Source organism: Anaeromicropila herbilytica (genome assembly GCF_016591975.1).
Classification (GTDB): Bacteria; Bacillota; Clostridia; order Lachnospirales; family Lachnospiraceae; genus Anaeromicropila; species Anaeromicropila herbilytica.
Genome location: NZ_AP024169.1, coordinates 3501000 through 3520653, shown reverse-complemented (window position 1 = coordinate 3520653; position 19654 = coordinate 3501000). Strand labels below are relative to the sequence as shown.

At 33.5% G+C, this 19654-nt stretch carries 13 protein-coding genes; 12 read left to right on the top strand and 1 reads right to left on the bottom strand.

All coding sequences use genetic code 11. The features are described 5' to 3' along the window. Positions 1-97 precede the first annotated feature (97 nt). The 12 genes from spoIIP to thiI all read left to right on the top strand — a co-directional run bounded on the left by spoIIP (position 98) and on the right by thiI (position 19054). Complete coding sequence (spoIIP, locus tag bsdtb5_RS15225; RefSeq protein ID WP_271712829.1) at positions 98-1408, top strand: stage II sporulation protein P; 1311 nt, start codon at positions 98-100, stop codon at positions 1406-1408. Positions 1409-1484: 76 nt separating this feature from the next. Then, a complete protein-coding gene (gene lepA, locus bsdtb5_RS15220; RefSeq protein ID WP_271712828.1) occupies positions 1485-3296 on the top strand; it encodes a translation elongation factor 4 in 1812 nt (603 codons plus the stop codon). Positions 3297-3351: 55 nt separating this feature from the next. Next, positions 3352-4539, top strand: a complete 1188-nt coding sequence (gene hemW, locus bsdtb5_RS15215) for a radical SAM family heme chaperone HemW (RefSeq protein WP_271716122.1) — start codon at positions 3352-3354, stop codon at positions 4537-4539. A 562-nt stretch (positions 4540-5101) separates the two neighbouring features. Then, positions 5102-9088 carry a S8 family serine peptidase gene (locus tag bsdtb5_RS15210; protein ID WP_271712827.1) on the top strand — a complete coding sequence of 1329 codons (3987 nt, stop codon included), beginning with the start codon at positions 5102-5104 and terminating at the stop codon, positions 9086-9088. A gap of 336 nt (positions 9089-9424) precedes the next feature. Beyond that, positions 9425-10456 (top strand): heat-inducible transcriptional repressor HrcA, encoded by a 1032-nt coding sequence (gene hrcA / locus bsdtb5_RS15205; protein WP_271712826.1) that lies wholly within the window; start codon positions 9425-9427, stop codon positions 10454-10456. 33 nt (positions 10457-10489) lie between these two features. Then, on the top strand, positions 10490-11113 hold the full coding sequence (grpE, locus tag bsdtb5_RS15200) for a nucleotide exchange factor GrpE (RefSeq protein WP_330611682.1): 624 nt from the start codon (positions 10490-10492) through the stop codon (positions 11111-11113). Between the two features lie 108 nt (positions 11114-11221). After that, complete coding sequence (dnaK, locus tag bsdtb5_RS15195) at positions 11222-13090, top strand: molecular chaperone DnaK (protein ID WP_271712825.1); 1869 nt, start codon at positions 11222-11224, stop codon at positions 13088-13090. Positions 13091-13436: 346 nt separating this feature from the next. Next, positions 13437-14624 (top strand): molecular chaperone DnaJ, encoded by a 1188-nt coding sequence (gene dnaJ, locus bsdtb5_RS15190; RefSeq protein ID WP_271712824.1) that lies wholly within the window; start codon positions 13437-13439, stop codon positions 14622-14624. 140 nt (positions 14625-14764) lie between these two features. After that, positions 14765-15724 carry a 50S ribosomal protein L11 methyltransferase gene (prmA, locus tag bsdtb5_RS15185; protein ID WP_271712823.1) on the top strand — a complete coding sequence of 320 codons (960 nt, stop codon included), beginning with the start codon at positions 14765-14767 and terminating at the stop codon, positions 15722-15724. 91 nt (positions 15725-15815) lie between these two features. Further along, a complete protein-coding gene (locus tag bsdtb5_RS15180) occupies positions 15816-16559 on the top strand; it encodes a 16S rRNA (uracil(1498)-N(3))-methyltransferase (protein WP_271712822.1) in 744 nt (247 codons plus the stop codon). 45 nt (positions 16560-16604) lie between these two features. Beyond that, entirely contained in the window at positions 16605-17765 is a 1161-nt protein-coding gene (locus bsdtb5_RS15175) for a cysteine desulfurase family protein (protein ID WP_271712821.1), read from the top strand. 113 nt (positions 17766-17878) lie between these two features. After that, entirely contained in the window at positions 17879-19054 is a 1176-nt protein-coding gene (thiI, locus tag bsdtb5_RS15170) for a tRNA uracil 4-sulfurtransferase ThiI (RefSeq protein ID WP_271712820.1), read from the top strand. A 197-nt stretch (positions 19055-19251) separates the two neighbouring features. On the opposite strand, the gene bsdtb5_RS15165 is transcribed toward thiI, so the two are convergent. Next, positions 19252-19485, bottom strand: a complete 234-nt coding sequence (locus bsdtb5_RS15165; RefSeq protein WP_271712819.1) for an HPr family phosphocarrier protein — start codon at positions 19483-19485, stop codon at positions 19252-19254. Positions 19486-19654 lie beyond the last annotated feature (169 nt).

The window sequence follows — 19654 nt, the reverse complement described above, 5'->3', positions numbered from 1 at the left end:
TCTTTTCAATATACGAAATAAAGCTTTTGACACTCTATCATTTGTATGTCTTAAAAAGCGACAGAATGAAATAAGCTCACGACAGAAGGGAGCAATTATGAAAAGAAATCAAAGAATCTTAATAAAATGTCTTTATAGCTTTGTATGGTTATTTATTTCAATAATGTGTATTTACGTCTTCATGAAAGCATATTCCGTATTTGCATCTAAGGATATTAGACAAACTTTTCGTGAGTTAGGAAATGAGATTACCTTAGATATTGGAATGTCCGTAGTTAATGCAAGTTCACCTGTTGCGAAATACGAAGTAGCAAATAGAGATTCAAATAATAAAAATAATAAGAGCTTTTTCTATCATATTATGAGTGTATTTCCAATTAATCAATATGTAATGACGGATGTTATTAAAGGGGGATACGATGCAAAGAGTGATTCGTTTTATAATTTATTTAAAGATACATATTTGGCAAGTAACTTTTCAGATGAGTTTGGAATCATGCATCAAGCGAGCACGGATAACGATGAAATTACAGGAGATGTTAGCCTAATAACAGGGGACAGCTATTATGAAACAGAAGGAACGAATAATATGGAGGAAGACGATGGTTCAATATTAACGAGTGCAACCTCTATCAAATACTCATTAAAGAAGCTAAGTGATTTTTCCTTTTTGAAGAAAACGTTTTATATTGGGGAAGCGTCTCCCTATCTAACGAAGAATGACATCAGCGTTAATAAGTTACTAAAAAAGGATATGACAATGAAAACCAATTCGGATAAGCCTCAAATACTAATTTATCATACGCATTCACAGGAAGCATTTAGAGATAGCAAAAGTGGTGATGAAGAAGATACAGTAGTAGGGGTGGGCGAATGTCTAGCTAAGATCTTAAGAAACAAGTATGGAATTAATGTTATCCATGATACTACAAAATTTGATATCGTAAATGGAAGAGAAAATCGTAATTTAGCTTATAATGCAGTTGCAGATAAACTTCCAACGATTTTGAAAGAAAACCCATCTATTGAAGTATTGATCGATTTACATAGAGATGAAGGAAATAAAAGAGTGGTTACTATAAATGGAGTCAAGATGGCACAAGCAATGTTCTTTAATGGACTTAGTAGAAATTCAAAAGGACCAATTGATTATCTGTATAATCCAAATCAAGAAGAAAACCTTGCATTCAGCCTTAAGATGAAATTAAAAGCAGATGAGCTATTTCCGAATTTTGCGAAGAAGATATACTTAAAACCTTTACGATTTAATCTGCATTTTAAACCAAAGAGTCTATTAATTGAACTTGGTACAAATAATAATACAGTTGAAGAGGCAAAAAATGCTATGGAACCACTAGCTAAAGTCTTGTATCAAGTATTAACTGGAGAAGATAATGAGGATGAATAAAATGCCTTGAGATAAAGCAAACGGTATGCTATAATACCATCAGTAAAATAGGTAAAGTTTACGCAGGAGGACGAATATGTCAATAGACCAAAGTAAGATTAGAAATTTTTGTATTATCGCTCATATTGATCATGGAAAATCAACATTAGCTGACCGAATTATAGAGAAAACTGGATTGTTAACAAGTAGAGAAATGCAAGCGCAAGTACTTGATAATATGGAATTAGAGAGAGAACGTGGAATTACAATCAAAGCACAAACCGTTCGTATCGTATATAAAGCAAACGATGGAGAAGAATATATATTTAATTTAATTGATACTCCAGGGCATGTCGATTTTAATTATGAAGTATCAAGAAGTCTTGCAGCCTGTGAAGGTGCAGTCCTTATTGTAGATGCAGCGCAGGGTATTGAAGCTCAGACTTTAGCAAATTGTTATCTTGCGATTGATCATAATCTTGAGATTATGCCAGTTATTAATAAGATTGATTTACCAAGTGCGGATCCAGACCGAGTAATTAATGAGATTGAAGATATCATCGGAATTGAAGCACAAGATGCACCTAGAATCTCAGCTAAGATGGGCCTTAATATTGAGGAAGTATTAGAGCAAATCGTATCGAAGATTCCTGCACCAAAGGGTGATAAGAATGCATCATTACAGGCTTTAATCTTTGACTCACTCTATGATTCATACAAAGGAGTTATCATCTTCTGTAGAGTTATGGAGGGAACTGTTAAGAGAGGAACTCCAATACAGATGATGGCAACCAAAGCGAAAGCAGAAGTTGTAGAAGTAGGAATCTTTGGTGCAGGGCAGTTTATTCCTTGTGACGAGTTATCTGCTGGTATGGTAGGCTACATTACCGCTAGTTTAAAAAATGTAAAAGATACACGTGTAGGTGATACGGTAACAAGTTCAGAGAATCCATGTAAGGAACCTCTTCCAGGTTACAAGAAAGTTAATCCAATGGTTTACTGCGGTATGTATCCAGCAGATGGTGCAAAGTATCCAGACCTTCGTGATGCGTTAGAAAAGCTTCAATTAAATGATGCTGCTCTTCAATTTGAAGCAGAGACTTCGATTGCCTTAGGTTTTGGTTTCCGTTGTGGTTTCTTAGGATTATTACATCTTGAGATTATTCAAGAACGTCTAGAAAGAGAATATAATCTTGATATTGTAACAACTGCACCAGGTGTTATCTACAAAGTATATAAAACGGATAACTCGGTGATAGAATTGACGAATCCATCCAATCTACCAGATCCTTCTGAGATTGCTTATATGGAGGAACCAATGGTAAGTGCTGAGATTATGGTAACAACAGAATTTGTTGGGCCAATCATGCAATTATGCCAAGAAAGAAGAGGAGTATACCTTGGCATGGAATACATGGAAGAGACTAGAGCATTATTAAAATACGACCTTCCATTAAATGAGATTATCTATGACTTTTTTGATGCTCTAAAATCAAGATCAAAGGGTTATGCTTCTTTTGATTATGAAATGAAGGGATATGAGAGAAGCGAACTTGTTAAATTAGATATACTTATCAATAAAGAAGAAGTGGATGCGCTTTCCTTCATCGTTCATGCAGAAACTGCATATGAGAGAGGAAGAAAGATGTGTGAGAAATTAAAGGATGAGATTCCAAGACAATTATTTGAGATTCCAATCCAAGCAGCGATTGGAAGTAAAGTAATTGCAAGAGAAACCGTAAAAGCAATGCGTAAAGACGTACTTGCAAAATGTTACGGTGGAGATATCTCAAGAAAGAGAAAGCTTCTTGAAAAGCAAAAAGAAGGAAAGAAGAGAATGCGTCAAGTTGGTAATGTAGAGATCCCACAAAAAGCATTCATGAGTGTATTAAAATTAGATGATAAATAAAGAACCAGCAGTAAAAGGAATATCAGAACTATCATATGAGAAATCTAATCCTCGTATGGTAGAGCATGATAGAACAAAAAAAGATTTGGGAATCTATATTCATATTCCTTTTTGCGAAAGAAAATGTAATTACTGCGATTTTCTTTCTGCGCCAGCAGATGATACAGTAAAAGAAAAGTATGTAAGCGCGTTACGTAATGAAATTAGGAGTTATCAGGGGCTTGCAAATCAGTATAATGTTCGAACAATCTACATTGGAGGAGGAACTCCTTCCAGTATTCATGAAGATTACATCACAAGTATTCTAAGTGATCTTTATCATATCTTTGAGATAAAGAAGAAAGAAGAATTAGAGATTACAATAGAAGCAAACCCTGGTACCTTAACTAAGCATAAGCTACTTTCATATAAAGATGCCGGAATTAATCGACTTAGCATTGGTCTTCAATCGGCTAATAATGAAGAATTAAAGTTATTAGGAAGAATTCATACCTTTGAAGAATTTGTTGCAAATTATAATTTGGCTAGGAAAGTTGGTTTCGATAATATTAATATTGATGTAATATCCTCACTACCAAATCAGACGGAACAAGCATATTTGGATTCACTAATGAAGGTAGTAGCTCTGAATCCAGAGCATATATCCTCCTATAGTTTAATTATTGAAGAAGGAACACTATTTGAGAAGTTCTATGGAGAAGGAAGCGAACATTCGAAGGAGCTTCCTAGTGAAGATGTCGACCGAACTATTTATGAAGATACGAAGACAGTCTTAAAAGAATATGGATATGAACGCTATGAGATATCGAATTATGCGAAGGTAGGTTTTGAGTCGAAGCATAATTCCTCCTATTGGACTAGGACAGAATATCTTGGAATTGGCTTAGGAGCTTCTTCACTTATTGGGGATGCTCGATATCATAATGAGAATAACTTGAATCAGTATATAGATTGCGTATCGAATCAGGAATCATTAAGAAGAGAGGAAGAAAAACTCTCTGGAAACAATCAGATGGAAGAATTCATGTTCTTAGGCCTTAGAATGTGTCGAGGAATTAGTAAGAAAAGATTTTGTGAGGTCTTTGAAAAGGATATTCAAGAGGTGTATGGATCTATTCTTACAAAACTTCTTGATGAAAAATTAATTATGGAACAAGAAGATTATATTTGTTTAACCGAAAGAGGTCTAGATCTAAGTAATTATGTGTTCTCAGAATTTTTACTAGATGAAGAAAGTGAATAATAAGTAACAAGTACATTTAAATAATCACCGATTAAGAAGTAGTTCTTAGTTGGTGATTTTTTGCGTTTTTCTTTTAATAAGCAATAGATGGTATTGATTTGTACTTGAATATACTCTTTCTTATAAACTAAGAAGCAGATAAATTTAGTATTAAAATAAGCGGTGTAATCATAACTATAGAATAATTATATTTTATAGGATGCATTATGGAATGAAAGGGAATAGCTCATTATAATCTCGAAACGATAGGTTCTGTCGAATTAATAATTTCTAATAACATAAATATGTAACAAAATGTATAATAATACAAAAAGTCAGAAAATAGAGAATATAATTCGTGAAATAATAAAAAATATCATGATATTGGTTAAATTTACGGAAAACATGCGATGAAAATAACTTGTAATTGGAAAATAATTACATTAGAATAAGAAACAAAATTAGTTTACTAAATTTTTAACAAATAAAAAATATTACAGAAAATAGGGAGGGTGGTAACAAAGGCTAAAAGAATGCGGTTTGCAAGGTAATAAAAAGAAAAAGATTAGAAAGAGGGATGAGGATGAGAAAGAAAAAACGTTTTTGGGCAATATTAATGACATCAGTTTTAGTACTTACATCGTTAGATTCTAGAGTTGCGTTAGCAGTAAAAACGAATAATAATTCGGCTGAGAAGGTATTGATAAGTAAAACAGATACAAAAAGATTCGCGGAGGACTTAAAACAGAAATTAGAACAACAATCACTCGCACAAAATAGTTTAGGAAACTTATATGATAAAGATAAACTAGTTGATGTCATAGTAGAACTTAGTGATGATTCCTTACTGGAGACTTATGAGAGTCAACCAAATTTATTACAAAGTACTGAGTTTGAGAAATATGTAACAACGAACGAAGCAAAAGAAGCGTCCAATCAATTATTAACAGCTCAAGATAGCATATATCAAAAAATTCAAAGTCTAGATAGCAAAACTAAAGTTGAAAAAATCTATAATTACACATCAGTAATGAATGGATTTTCCGTACGTGTGAAATACGGTATGTTAGATAAGATTAAGAAAATGAATGGAGTTAAAAGTGCTTTTGTAGCTCCAACTTACGAATTAATCTCACCTACAATGACAAATAGTGTTCCTTTTATTGGAGCAGATAAGACTTGGACGAATGCAGGATATCGTGGAGAAGGAATGGTTGTATCAGTTATTGATACAGGTCTAGATACTTCACATGAAGCATTTCAATATGCACCAACGAATCCTAGAATATCACAGAGTGATATTGATGATGTAATTAATACGACCAAATTAAGTGCAGAACAATATCAGAATCTGACAAGTGGGGATGTATATGAAAGCGCAAAAGTTCCTTATACTTATGACTATGCCGATCGTGATACTGATGTAGCTGGTGGTGATTCTCATGGAACACATGTAGCAGGAACTGTAGCAGCCTCTGGTTCAGCAATTGTTGTATCTGGTGGAGCAATTGAACTAGAAAAAGGTATCTTAGGAGTTGCACCAGAAGCTCAATTGATGATATTAAAAGTATTTAGTGATAAAGGTGGTGGAGCATCAGAAACTGTTATATTAGCAGCACTTGATGATGCAGTAAAACTTGGAACAGACGTAATTAATATGAGTTTAGGATCAGCAGCAGGTTTTACCAACGAAGGTGAAGCTGTCATTGATGATGCCTATAATCGTGTCAAAGAAGCAGGAATTAATCTCGTATGTGCAGCAGGTAATGACTATAGTATGAGCTATTCCAATTATTTAAAAGGTAAAGTATTAACAGATAACCCAGATACCTCTGTTGTGGGATCACCATCTACCTATAATGCAGCCCTTTCTGTAGCAAGTCTTAAGAATTCAGGCTTTATGAGTGAAAAATTCATTGTAGATGGCAATCAAATCAAATATACGGATAATGCAAATAAAGGTCAAAAACTTACAGATAAACTATCTGGTCCTTATCAATTTGTTGATGTAGGAATTGGAACTGCAAAAGATTATGAGGGCAAAGATGTTGCTGGCAAAATTGCATTAATTCAAAGAGGAAGTATTTCTTTTACAGAGAAAGAAGCATATGCATATAACGCTGGTGCAGTGGCAGCAGTTATTTACAATAATAAAGATGGTCAGATAAGTATGTCAGTAGCAAATTATGATATTCCAGCTGTATCAATTACACAAGCGGATGGACTATATTTATTAGGATTAGAAAAAGAGAAACAGCAAATAACTGTAGATAAAAATCTAAGTGTTGATATATCAGGATATACCTCAGATTATTCATCTTGGGGCGTTACACCAGATCTTAAATTAAAACCAGAGATTGCAGCACCTGGTGAGGGTATCTATTCAAGTGTACCAGGTAATCAATATGCATTAATGAGTGGAACATCCATGGCAAGTCCACATATTGCTGGTGCAACAGCTTTGGTTAAAGAGTATATAGATGATACCTATCAAGACTCTTTAACTCCATTAGAAAAAGAAACCCTTATCAATCAGATTCTTATGTCAACAGCAACACCAATTGTAAATAAGAGTACATCATTACCTTTCTCACCAAGAAAACAAGGTGCTGGTATGGTAAATATCTATAATGCTGTAACAACTGGTGGATATTTATATGTAGAAGGTCAAGATAGAACAAAGATAGAATTTGGAGATGATATTGAGAAACAAGGAATCTATCATTTGAAATTCCATGTAAAGAATGTATCAGGTAGTGCTATTACATATCATATTAATACAACGACTCTAACAGAAGGAGTAGTTGACGGTAAATATATTGCAGAGTCTGAGAAAGCTTTATCTCCTAGTATTCATGTCGCAGCAGATAATGCTGTTCTTAATGGAGATACTTTAACTGTTGAAGCGAATACAGATGCTACCGTTGCCGTAACAATCGCTTTAAGCAGTGCTGACAAAGAATACCTTGATAAGAACTTTAAAAATGGTGAATTTGTTGAGGGATTTATACAGCTTGATTCTCAAAACGATGTTGATTTATCCATTCCATTTATGGGCTTCTATGGAGACTGGACGAGTGCACCAATTATGGAGCCTGACTCTTTATATGAAGGAACCGATTATTCACAGACCTCTAGTGAAGCTTATAATTCTGTATTAGGACAATTAGATGTTGTATTAGGTCAAAACCTATACGCATACTTGAGCGATGTTAAAGTGCCGATTGATCAGAACAAGATTGCAATATCCCCAAATAAAGATGGTTTCTTTGATAGTATAGATTATGTAAAAACAAGCTTACTAAGAAATGCGAAGAATCTTGATTACCGAGTAACAGATTCTTCCGGAAATATTTTATATCAGTATAATACTAAAAATAATAATAAGTCATTTTATTATTCGTCAGCAAGTATTATAAGTTACGCACTCAATAGTAATTCTTGGGCAGGTACAGATGTAAACAATAAAGTGTTACCAAATGATACAGCATGTATCTATAAAGTGACGGGTGATCTTGATTATACTGGACATATTAGTAATAATATGAAAGATTCTTGGCAGTTCCCTGTAACAATTGATACGCAGGCACCACAGGTATTAGGTGCAAGAATCTATCAAAAAGATAATAAGAGTTATCTTGATGTAACGGTAAATGATAATCAGTATGTAGCAAATGTAGGATTATATCAAAAAGATGAAAAGGGAAAAGACAAAGAAGTAGATAGCATATATGTAAATGAAGATACTAAGGCTAAAACTAGTACTGTTACATTCGATGTTACGGATCATTTAACGGATAATTTTGGGCTTGCAGTAGTAGATTATGCTATGAATGAACAAGACTATCAAGTTAATCTGAATGTAAAGAGTATTTCTTTTGATAAAAATAGCTTAACTATGAATGTTGGAGACAAAGATACTTTAAAAGTTACTGCTGATCCAGATATTAATCCATATGTAACTTGGAAGTCTTCAGATGAAACGGTAGCGAAAGTGACAGACGGTGTGGTGGAAGCATTGAATAAAGGTGAAGCTACGATAACGGCAACAACAGTATTTGGTAAAACAGCTACTTGTGAAGTTAAAGTAAAAGAACCTCAACCTACTGTAACACCAACGGTAGCCCCAACAGTTACGCCAACAGTAGCTCCACCAACGACTGTACCTACAAGTTCTCCTACGTACGGTCCTGTCACACAACCAACAGTCTCGCCAACTATAACTCCAACGCCAACTGTAGCACCTTCAGTACAACCAACATCTACAGTTGCACCAACTGTAGCTCCTGATATTGATAAAATTCTAGATAAAGTAAAAGTAAAATTGTCATCAAAAAAGAAAATTTATGAAGGTCAATCAATAAAAGCTATTGTTTCAATACCAAAAGAAGCAAAGAATTATAGTATTAGTATCAAATATGCAACAAATAATAAGAAAGTAGTACTAATTGACAAAAAAGGTAAGATTAAAGCAGGTGAAAACGGAGTAGCTAATTTACTTGTAAAAGTTAAAATTGGAGACAAAGAGAAAACCTTCACAATTAAGATAAAAGTATATAAACGCAATTAACATCATTGAGCAAATTAATTTAATAACTAGCTTATAATATGAAATAAGTTGCTAAGTGTATAGAATATAGCAATTAAACTAAAAAAAGTAAGATTATCCTTATTGATAGTCTTACTTTTTTTATTGCCATTTGACGAACGAAGTGAGGAACTTGAACATTTTAATGAGACATTTGAGTTGAAAATTAAAACAGAAATTACTATAAAATTTTTCTTGACAAAAGAAAATGATAGTGATAAGTTATATATAAAGATATTAGCACTCTACTTGAATGAGTGCTAACAATCAAAGAAATAACTGATATGTACCTTATTCTAGAGAAAAGGATGTGATTGGATGCAGTTAGATGAGAGAAAGCTTAAAATATTACAAGCGATTATCCGTAATTATTTAGAGACTGGCGAACCTGTAGGTTCTAGAACAATATCAAAATATACAGATTTAAGTCTAAGTTCTGCAACCATTCGCAATGAGATGGCAGACCTAGAAGAGTTAGGTTACATTATTCAACCACATACTTCTGCAGGAAGAATTCCTTCGGATAAAGGATATCGATTATATGTTGATACTATGATGGAATCCAAAGTTCATGAAGTAGATGAGATGAAGGAACTATTGACTCAGAAGACAGATCGTATTGAATTATTATTACAACAAGTGGCAAAGTTATTGGCTGTCAATACGAATTATGCAACGATGGTAAGTACACCAAAGTATAAGCATAAGAAAGTTAAGTTCTTACAATTAGCGGAAGTTGATACTACACAGATTCTTGCAGTAATTGTATTAGATGGTAACATTGTTAAGAATAAGATGATACACATTAATGACGAACTTGATAAGGAAACTATATTGAAGATGAATATTCTTCTAAATACCTTCTTAAATGGACTTGATATCACAGAGATTAATTTATCTGTTATCCAGAAAATGAAGGAACAAGCTGGTGTCCATAGCTCTATTGTAAATGATATCTTGGATGCAGTAGCTCAGGCAATTAAAGAAGAAGATGATCTAGAGATTTATACAAGTGGAGCAACAAATATCTTGAAATATCCTGAACTCAGTGATAGAGAGAGGGCAAGCGAATTATTATCAGCATTTGAAGAGAAGAAAATGCTAACTGATTTTATAGCTGAGAGTAATGAACATGAGGATAACAAAGGTATTCAGGTATATATTGGAGATGAATCACCAGTTAAGACAATGAAAGATTGTTCCGTTGTAACTGCTACTTATGAAATTGAAGATGGAGTTACAGGTACAATTGGAATAATAGGACCTAAGAGAATGGATTATGAAAAGGTAGTAAGTACACTTAAGACCCTGACTGGTCAACTGGATGATATCTTTAAGAATAAAACATAGTATAGAAAATAACCAGAAAGGTGGCTATTAATCGTGTCAGAAAAAGAAACAAGTAAAGAAGAATTAAAGCAAGAAGATCAAGTAATAGAAGGCGAAGTAGAGGATACTACTGAGGTTTTAGAGAGCGAAGAAGAAGTACTTAATGAGGATGATGAGGATTCCTTAGAGGAAAAAGAAACATCAAAAGAAAAAAAATCTTTCTTCAAAAAAGATAAGAAAGATAAAAAAGATCTTCAAATCGAAGAATTAAACGATAGATTAATGAGAACTATGGCTGAATTTGATAACTTCCGTAAACGTTCTGAAAGAGAAAAATCTCAAATGTTTGAGATTGGAGCAAAAGATATCATAGAAAAGATTCTTCCAGTTGTTGATAACTTTGAAAGAGGTTTTGATACAATTACAGAAGAAGAAAAAGAAGGTGCTTTTGTTCAAGGAATTGAGAAGATTTATAAACAATTTGTGCAAACACTTGAAGATGCTGGTGTAAAACCAATTGAAGCTGTTGGCAAAGAATTTGATCCAAATCTTCATAATGCAGTAATGCATGCCGAAGATGATAATCTAGGTGAAAATATTGTATCAGATGAATTCCAAAAAGGATACACATACAAAGATAGCGTAATTCGCCATAGTATGGTTAAAGTAGTTAATTAAGTTAACGTTTTTATTAAAAGTTTTATATAAGCTTTATATTATATTAATTATAAAATAATTGATTTGAAACATAATTGTAAGTTTGATTAAATTTAGGAGGAATATATCATGGGTAAAATTATAGGAATTGACTTAGGAACAACAAATTCATGTGTAGCTGTTATGGAAGGTGGAAAACCAGTTGTTATCGCTAACGTAGAAGGCGCTAGAACAACTCCATCCATCGTAGCTTTCACAAAAACTGGAGAAAGACTTGTTGGTGAACCAGCAAAACGTCAAGCAGTAACAAATTCAGATAAAACAATCTCTTCTATTAAGAGACATATGGGTACTGAATATAGAGTAGGTATTGATGATAAGAAATACTCTCCACAAGAGATCTCAGCAATGATTCTTCAAAAATTAAAAGCAGATGCTGAAAGCTACTTAGGAGAAACTGTTTCAGAAGCAGTTATTACAGTTCCTGCATACTTTAACGATGCTCAAAGACAAGCAACAAAAGACGCTGGTAAGATTGCAGGTCTTGATGTTAAGAGAATTATCAACGAGCCTACTGCAGCTGCATTAGCTTATGGTCTTGATAATGAACATGAACAAAAAATCATGGTTTACGATTTAGGTGGTGGTACATTCGACGTATCTATCATTGAAATCGGTGATGGTGTTATCGAAGTATTATCAACATCAGGTGATAACAGACTAGGTGGAGATGACTTTGATGAAAGAATCACAAGATTCATGATTGATGAATTCAAGAAAACAGAAGGTGTAGACTTATCAACAGATAAGATGGCTCTTCAAAGATTAAAAGAAGCTGCTGAAAAAGCTAAGAAAGAATTATCATCAGCATCTACAACAAACATTAACTTACCTTTCATTACTGCAACTGCAGAAGGACCAAAACATTTTGACTTAAACTTAACAAGAGCAAAATTCGATGAATTAACTCATGACTTAGTTGAAAGAACTGCAACTCCAGTTCAAAACGCTCTAAGAGATGCTGGTTTAACATCTTCTGAATTAAGCAAAGTATTATTAGTTGGTGGATCAACTCGTATCCCAGCTGTTCAAGATAAAGTAAAACAATTAACAGGTCACGAACCTTCAAAAACACTTAACCCAGATGAATGTGTAGCAATTGGTGCTTCTATTCAAGGTGGTAAATTAGCAGGAGATGCTGGTGCAGGAGATATCTTATTATTAGACGTAACTCCATTATCATTATCTATCGAAACAATGGGTGGTGTAGCTACAAGATTAATCGAAAGAAATACTACAATCCCAACTAAGAAGAGCCAAATCTTCTCAACTGCAGCTGATAACCAAGAAGCAGTAGATATCAACGTTGTTCAAGGTGAAAGACAATTTGCTAGAGATAACAAATCACTTGGACAATTCAGACTTGATGGTATTCCACCAGCAAGAAGAGGTGTTCCACAAATCGAAGTAACATTTGATATCGATGCCAATGGTATCGTAAATGTATCAGCAAAAGATCTTGGAACTGGTAGAGAACAACACATCACAATTACAGCTGGATCAAACCTTTCTGATGCAGATATCGATAAAGCTGTTAAAGAAGCAGCTGAATTTGAAGCTCAAGATAAAAAACGTAAAGAAGCAATTGAAGTTCGTAATGATGCAGATTCAATGGTATTCCAAACTGAAAAAGCATTAAACGAAGTTGGTGATAAGATTGATGCTAACGATAAGACGAAAGTAGAAGCTGATTTAACTCACTTAAAAGAATTAGTTGAAAAATCAAATCCAGAAGTTATGTCTGATGGTGAAGTTGAAGACATCAAAGCTGCCAAAGAAAAATTAATGGAAAGTGCTCAAGCATTATTTGCAAAAGTATATGAACAAGCACAAGGCGCAGCTGGAGCAGCAGGCGCAGGTCCTGATATGTCAGGTGCTGGTGCAGGTCAAACATACCAAGCTGATGACGTAGTTGATGGAGATTACAGAGAAGTATAATTAGAATATTTAGAAACCTAGTTAAGTTGATTAACAATAAGATATTGCTATATTAGAAATATGACTTTATTATTTTGAAAAAAACTTGACGAAACAATAAGTATTCAGTAATATAAGCTTTGGGTCAGTCCTACAGCAAAAAGCACAAATAGGCGGTCAGAATTGGCGGCCTATTTGTCAGTATAAAGAGAAAAAGTGAAATAAGACACACTTATGGAACATAATATAGAGAAATAACAGAGAGAGTGATGTGTAGGAGAGAATTACTATTCATGAAATCATATAATTTATTAAAGATACTTCATGAATATTCTTTTCTTACATAGTTTTTAGGAAGGTGAGAATAATGGCAGATAAACGAGATTATTACGAAGTGCTTGGTGTTAGTAGAAGTGCTACTGATGCTGATCTTAAAAAGGCATATAGACAATTAGCAAAGAAATATCATCCAGATACTAATCCAGGAGATAAAGAGGCAGAAGCTAAGTTTAAAGAAGCTTCTGAGGCATATACCGTACTTTCAGATGCAGATAAACGTAGACAATATGACCAATTTGGCCACTCTGCATTCGATGGAGCCGGCGGCGGAGCTGGTGGATTTGATTTTGGTAACATGGGAGATATGGGAGATATCTTTGGTGATCTATTTGGCGACTTATTCGGTGGCGGAAGAAGTAGATCAAGAGCAAATAACGGTCCAATGAAAGGCCAGAACTTAAGAACTAGCGTACGTATCACATTTGAAGAAGCAGTATTTGGTGTGGAGAAAGAAATCGAACTTACCCTCAAAGATGAATGTACTACTTGTCATGGAACAGGTGCAAAACCAGGCACTCAGACACAGACTTGTTCAAAATGTGGTGGTAAAGGTCAAGTGGTATTTACACAACAATCTTTATTTGGAATGGTTAGAAATGTTCAAACATGTCCAGACTGTAAAGGATCAGGTAAGATTGTGAAAGATAAATGTCCAGATTGTTATGGTTCTGGATACATTAGCAAGAAGAAAACGATAAAAGTATCTATCCCAGCAGGTATTGACGATGGTCAAAGCATCCGCATTCGTGATAAAGGTGAACCAGGAGTTAATGGTGGAGAACGAGGCGATCTATTAGTTGAAGTATCTGTAAGCAGACACCCTAACTTCGTAAGACAAGAATATGATATCTTCTCAACTGCACCAATCTCATATGCTGATGCAGCATTAGGCGCAGATGTTAGAATTAGTACAGTAGATGGAGACGTAATCTACACTGTTAAACCAGGTACACAGACAGATACAAAAGTAAGATTAAGAGCAAAAGGTGTTCCAACACTTCGTAACAAACAAGTACGTGGAGATCACTATGTTACTTTAGTTGTTCAAGTTCCCACGAAGCTTACGAATGAACAGAAAACCTTATTAAAGCAATTTGATGATGCTATGACTGGAAAAGATTCATCTACAGAATCGAACCAACAAGATACGACTGAGTCAAAAGAAAAAGCAAAGAAAAAAGGTTTGAAAGACAAAATTAATGAGTTTTTTGAATAAGCAAAGATAACGATTTGAAATAATTAAGAAAATAAATAAATAAATAAAGAGCTTAGATAGAATAAGAGCTTAGAAATAAAATCTTTTTAACTTGTACTGAGCTCATGGAATGCAATCAATCAACGAATGGAGAGATAATTGTGAAGTGGACAAAATTCACGTTAAATACAACAACTGAAGCAACGGATTATGTAAGTAATATGTTAGATGAATTAGGAATTGAAGGGATTGAGATTATCGACAACATTCCTTTAAGCGAAGAAGATAAGAAGGCTATGTTCATTGATATATTACCAGAATTAGATGAGGATAATGGAACCGCTACAATTAGCTTTTACATTGATCCAGAGGTAGAAACACAGGAATTGATTGCAAAAGTAAAAGAAGGCCTAGAAGAAATCAAAGCTTTTGTAAATATCGGTGATGCAACAATCGATATTTCTGAAACAGAAGATAAAGATTGGATTAACAATTGGAAAGAATTCTTTAAACCATTTCGAATTGATGAAGATATCATTATTAAGCCAACTTGGGAGAAGCTTGATCAGGTGAATGAAGGCGATATCGTAATTGAGATTGATCCTGGAACAGCATTTGGAACTGGTAGTCATGAGACAACGAAATTGTGTATTTTAGGACTTAAGAAGCATCTAAAGAAGAATTCTCTCGTATTAGATGTTGGTTGTGGAAGTGGAATCTTATCCATTATTGGTTTGAAATTAGGTGCAAAAAAGGTTATTGCAACAGATATTGATGCGAATGCGCTTACAGCAACTTATGAAAATGTTAGTGGAAATGGAATTAAGGATGATGAATTTATTGCTTACAGTGGAAATATTATAGAAGATGAATCGCTTCAAGAAAAAGTTGGAGTTGGTATCTATGATATCGTAGTAGCAAATATCTTAGCAGATATTATTATTCCTTTATCAGCTGAGATTGGAAAACATATGAAACCAAATGGTTTATTTATATCTTCAGGTATCATTAATATGAAAAAAGAGGAAGTAGTTCAGGCTATTTTACAAAATGGTTTTGAAATCATAGAGATTAATGAAATGGGAGATTGGGTTTCAATAGTCGCTAGAAAGCCAGAATAGAGTATGAAGGGAACGAACTTATAATTCGTTCCCTTTTTCGATTGTGCGAAGCTGGCACTAATATCATTATGGATAAAGAAGGAGAATTGGTATGTACCGTTTTTATGTGGATCCTAGTCAAACAGGTGGAGAAGAGATAAGAATTACTGGTGAAGATGTTAATCACATCAAGAATGTATTGAGAATGAAGGAAAAAGAGGAAATCATAATTTGTGATGGACAAGGAAAAGACTTTTATTGTATAATAGAGGCTGTATCTAATTCGGAGATTATAACAAAAGTATTAGAAGAAAGAAGTTCTGATACTGAATTAAACACAAAAATATATCTATTTCAAGGCTTGCCAAAAAAGGATAAGATGGAATTAATTATTCAGAAGGCAGTTGAATTAGGTGTATATGAAGTGATTCCTGTAGTTACAAGAAGAACGATTGTAAAATTTGACGATAAAAAAGAATTAAAAAAAGTAGATAGATGGCAGTCTATTGCAGTAAGTGCGGCGAAACAGTCAAATCGAGGAATTATACCAATTGTTAGAAAACCTATAACATACAAAGAGGCTTTAGCTTTTGCAAAGAGTCTTGATTATAATGTTATTCCATATGAGAAAGAAACAGGAATTGAAGCTTCTAAGAAGATTGTTAAGGAAGCTAAGGGCCACACTTCACTAGGAGTATTTATTGGTCCAGAAGGCGGCTTTGAAGAATCAGAAATCAATGATGCAATGGAACATCAGATTAAACCAATTACATTAGGTAAGAGAATTCTAAGAACCGAAACTGCAGGGCTTACGATTCTCTCTCTTTTGATGTTTGAACTAGAAGAAGACAAGTAGGCAAAACCCATATAAGGGTCATAAGTTGGATGGAGTAAATAAAGAATGGAAGCATATTTAGATAATGCAGCGACAACACAAGTATTTGATTCTGTGAAAGATATAATGATAAAAACCCTTAGAGAAGATTATGGTAATCCTTCCAGTATGCATTCAAAAGGAATGAAGGCAGAACAATATATCAAAGAATCAAAGCAGATTATAGCAAAGAATCTTAAAGTTGATGAAAAAGAAATTATATTCACCTCAGGGGGAACAGAATCGAATAATCAGGCATTAATTGGTACTGCATTCGCAAATAAGCGTGCAGGAAATCATATTATTACTACAAGGATTGAACATCCTTCGGTATATAATCCTTTAATCTATCTTGAAGATTTTGGCTTTCGAATCACCTATCTTAATGTAGACAATAAAGGAAAGATAGACATCGAACAATTAAAGAATGAGATAACAGATGAGACAATATTAGTGTCTGTTATGTATGTAAACAATGAAATCGGTGCTGTCCAAGAGATTGAACAGATATCTAATATTATAAAAGAAGCTAATAAGAATACCTTATTCCACGTGGACGCTATCCAAGCATTTGGTAAATACCTTATCTATCCAAAACGTCTTGGAATTGATTTGTTATCCATCAGTGGGCATAAAATACATGGTCCTAAGGGGAGCGGAATTCTATTCGTTCGTGATAAAGTAAAAGTGAAACCAATCCTTTTTGGTGGGGATCAACAAAAAGGATTGCGTTCTGGAACCGAGAATGTTCCTGCAATCGCAGGGTTAGGACAAGCAGTTTTTGAAATATATAATAATCATGAACAAAAAATCAACCATTTATACGAACTAAAGCAATATTTTATCGATCGAATGAAGGAAATAGAAGAAGTTACTATAAATGGACTTGATGATAATATAAAATCTACTGCACCACATATTATTAGTGTAAGTTTTGCAGGAATTCGAAGTGAAGTACTTTTACATGCTTTGGAAGAGAAGAATGTATATGTATCAGCAGGATCAGCTTGTTCCTCTAATCATCCAAGTTTAAGTGGTACATTAATTGCTATCGGTGTGAAAAAGGAATTGTTGGATTCGACAATAAGATTTAGTTTTTCTGTGAATACTACAAGAGAGGAAATTGATTACGCGGTGTCAGCATTGAATGAAATCATTCCTTTATTACGTAAGTATCGTAGACATTAAGAGATAACTATACACAACTAAATAAACATTAAATAACGTTGAGTTTTATATAAATAAAATAAATGACGAGATAGATAACCAAAAGAGAAAGAGTTATCACAAAAGGAGAAAATATGTTTAAAGCATTTTTAATAAAATATGCAGAAATAGGGATTAAGGGAAAGAACCGATATATCTTTGAGAATGCATTACGTGATCAAATCAAATATGCATTAAAAGAAGTAGGAAATTTCAATGTAATCAAAGAGCAAGGTAGAATCTTTGTTGAATGTCCAGAGAGTTATGATTATGATGAAACTGTCGATGCAATCAAGAGAGTATTCGGTGTTGCATCAATCTGTCCAGTAGTTCAGATCGATGACTGCGAATGGGATCCTTTAGCCAAAGCTGTTGGTGATTATGTGGAACAGATGTACAAAGATAAGAGTTTTACCTTCAAAGTAGAAGCGAAAAGAGCGGATAAACGTTATCCATTTACGTCACCAGAGATCTGTATGAAAATGGGTGAGTACCTTTTAGATCGTTTTCCAAATATGAAAGTTGATGTCCACAATCCAGAAGTTAAAATTAATGTAGAGATTCGTACGAAAGGATATGTATATTCCTTGATCATTCCAGGTCCAGGTGGCATGCCAGTTGGAACCAATGGAAAAGCAATGCTTCTATTATCTGGTGGAATTGACAGTCCAGTTGCTGGATACATGGTTGCTAAGCGTGGTGTTAGTCTGGAAGCAACTTATTTTCATGCACCACCATATACAAGTGAGAGAGCAAAGCAAAAAGTAGTAGATTTGGCTAGAATCGTTTCAAGATATTCCGGTCCTATCAAGTTACATGTTATTAACTTTACGGATATTCAATTATACATTTATGAAAAATGTCCTCATGATGAATTAACCATAATCATGAGAAGATATATGATGAAGATTGCAGAACAGATTGCAAATGACAATGGTGCGTTAGCTTTAGTTACTGGAGAAAGTATCGGTCAAGTAGCAAGCCAGACGTTGCAGAGCTTAAATGCTACGAATTCTGTATGTACGATGCCAGTATTCCGTCCAGTGATTGGATTTGATAAACAAGATATCGTTGATGTTGCAGAAAAAATTGATACTTATGAGACTTCTATACTACCATTTGAAGATTGTTGTACGATATTCGTTGCGAAACATCCAGTAACAAAACCAAGCTTAAAAGCAATTGAAAGATCAGAAAGAAACTTGGAAGAACAAATAGAAGAATTAGTTAAAGTTGCATTAGATACGAAAGAAACAATCTTAGTAGACTAAATGAGATTAGAATGTCAAAAGTCATGATTTAGTTTATCGATATACACAATTTTAACTATGAATGACTTTTGAAATTCTAATGTTAAGTAGGAAAAAATTTAATAGTTAGAAAATTATTGAAAACATGAATATGAGTAATAAAAAAAGAGGATACTTCGTATCCTCTCCACATTAATTACTTTAATTAATATAAAGATTTATTCAACAATGTAAGGATTAAGAATTGAAAGAATCTTATCAACACTTTCTTCATTGTGGATATTAAGATCGATTGGTTTAGATAAATCTAAACTGAAAATACCCATAATTGATTTAGCATCAATTACATATCTTCCTGAAACTAGATCAAAATCTGAATCAAATTTTGTTACATCGTTAACAAATGATTTTACCTTATCGATTGAATTTAATGATATTTTAACTGTTTTCATTGTAAACCCTCCTTTTAATATATATATGTATATACTACATTTTGAAGAAATAAAAGTCAATATACAAAGTATATAAAAATAAATACCCAAAAAGTGATAATATACGAAGAAAATGTCAATTTGAATACTAAAGTCAGATAATAGTGAAAAACAGATAAAATGTTAAGAT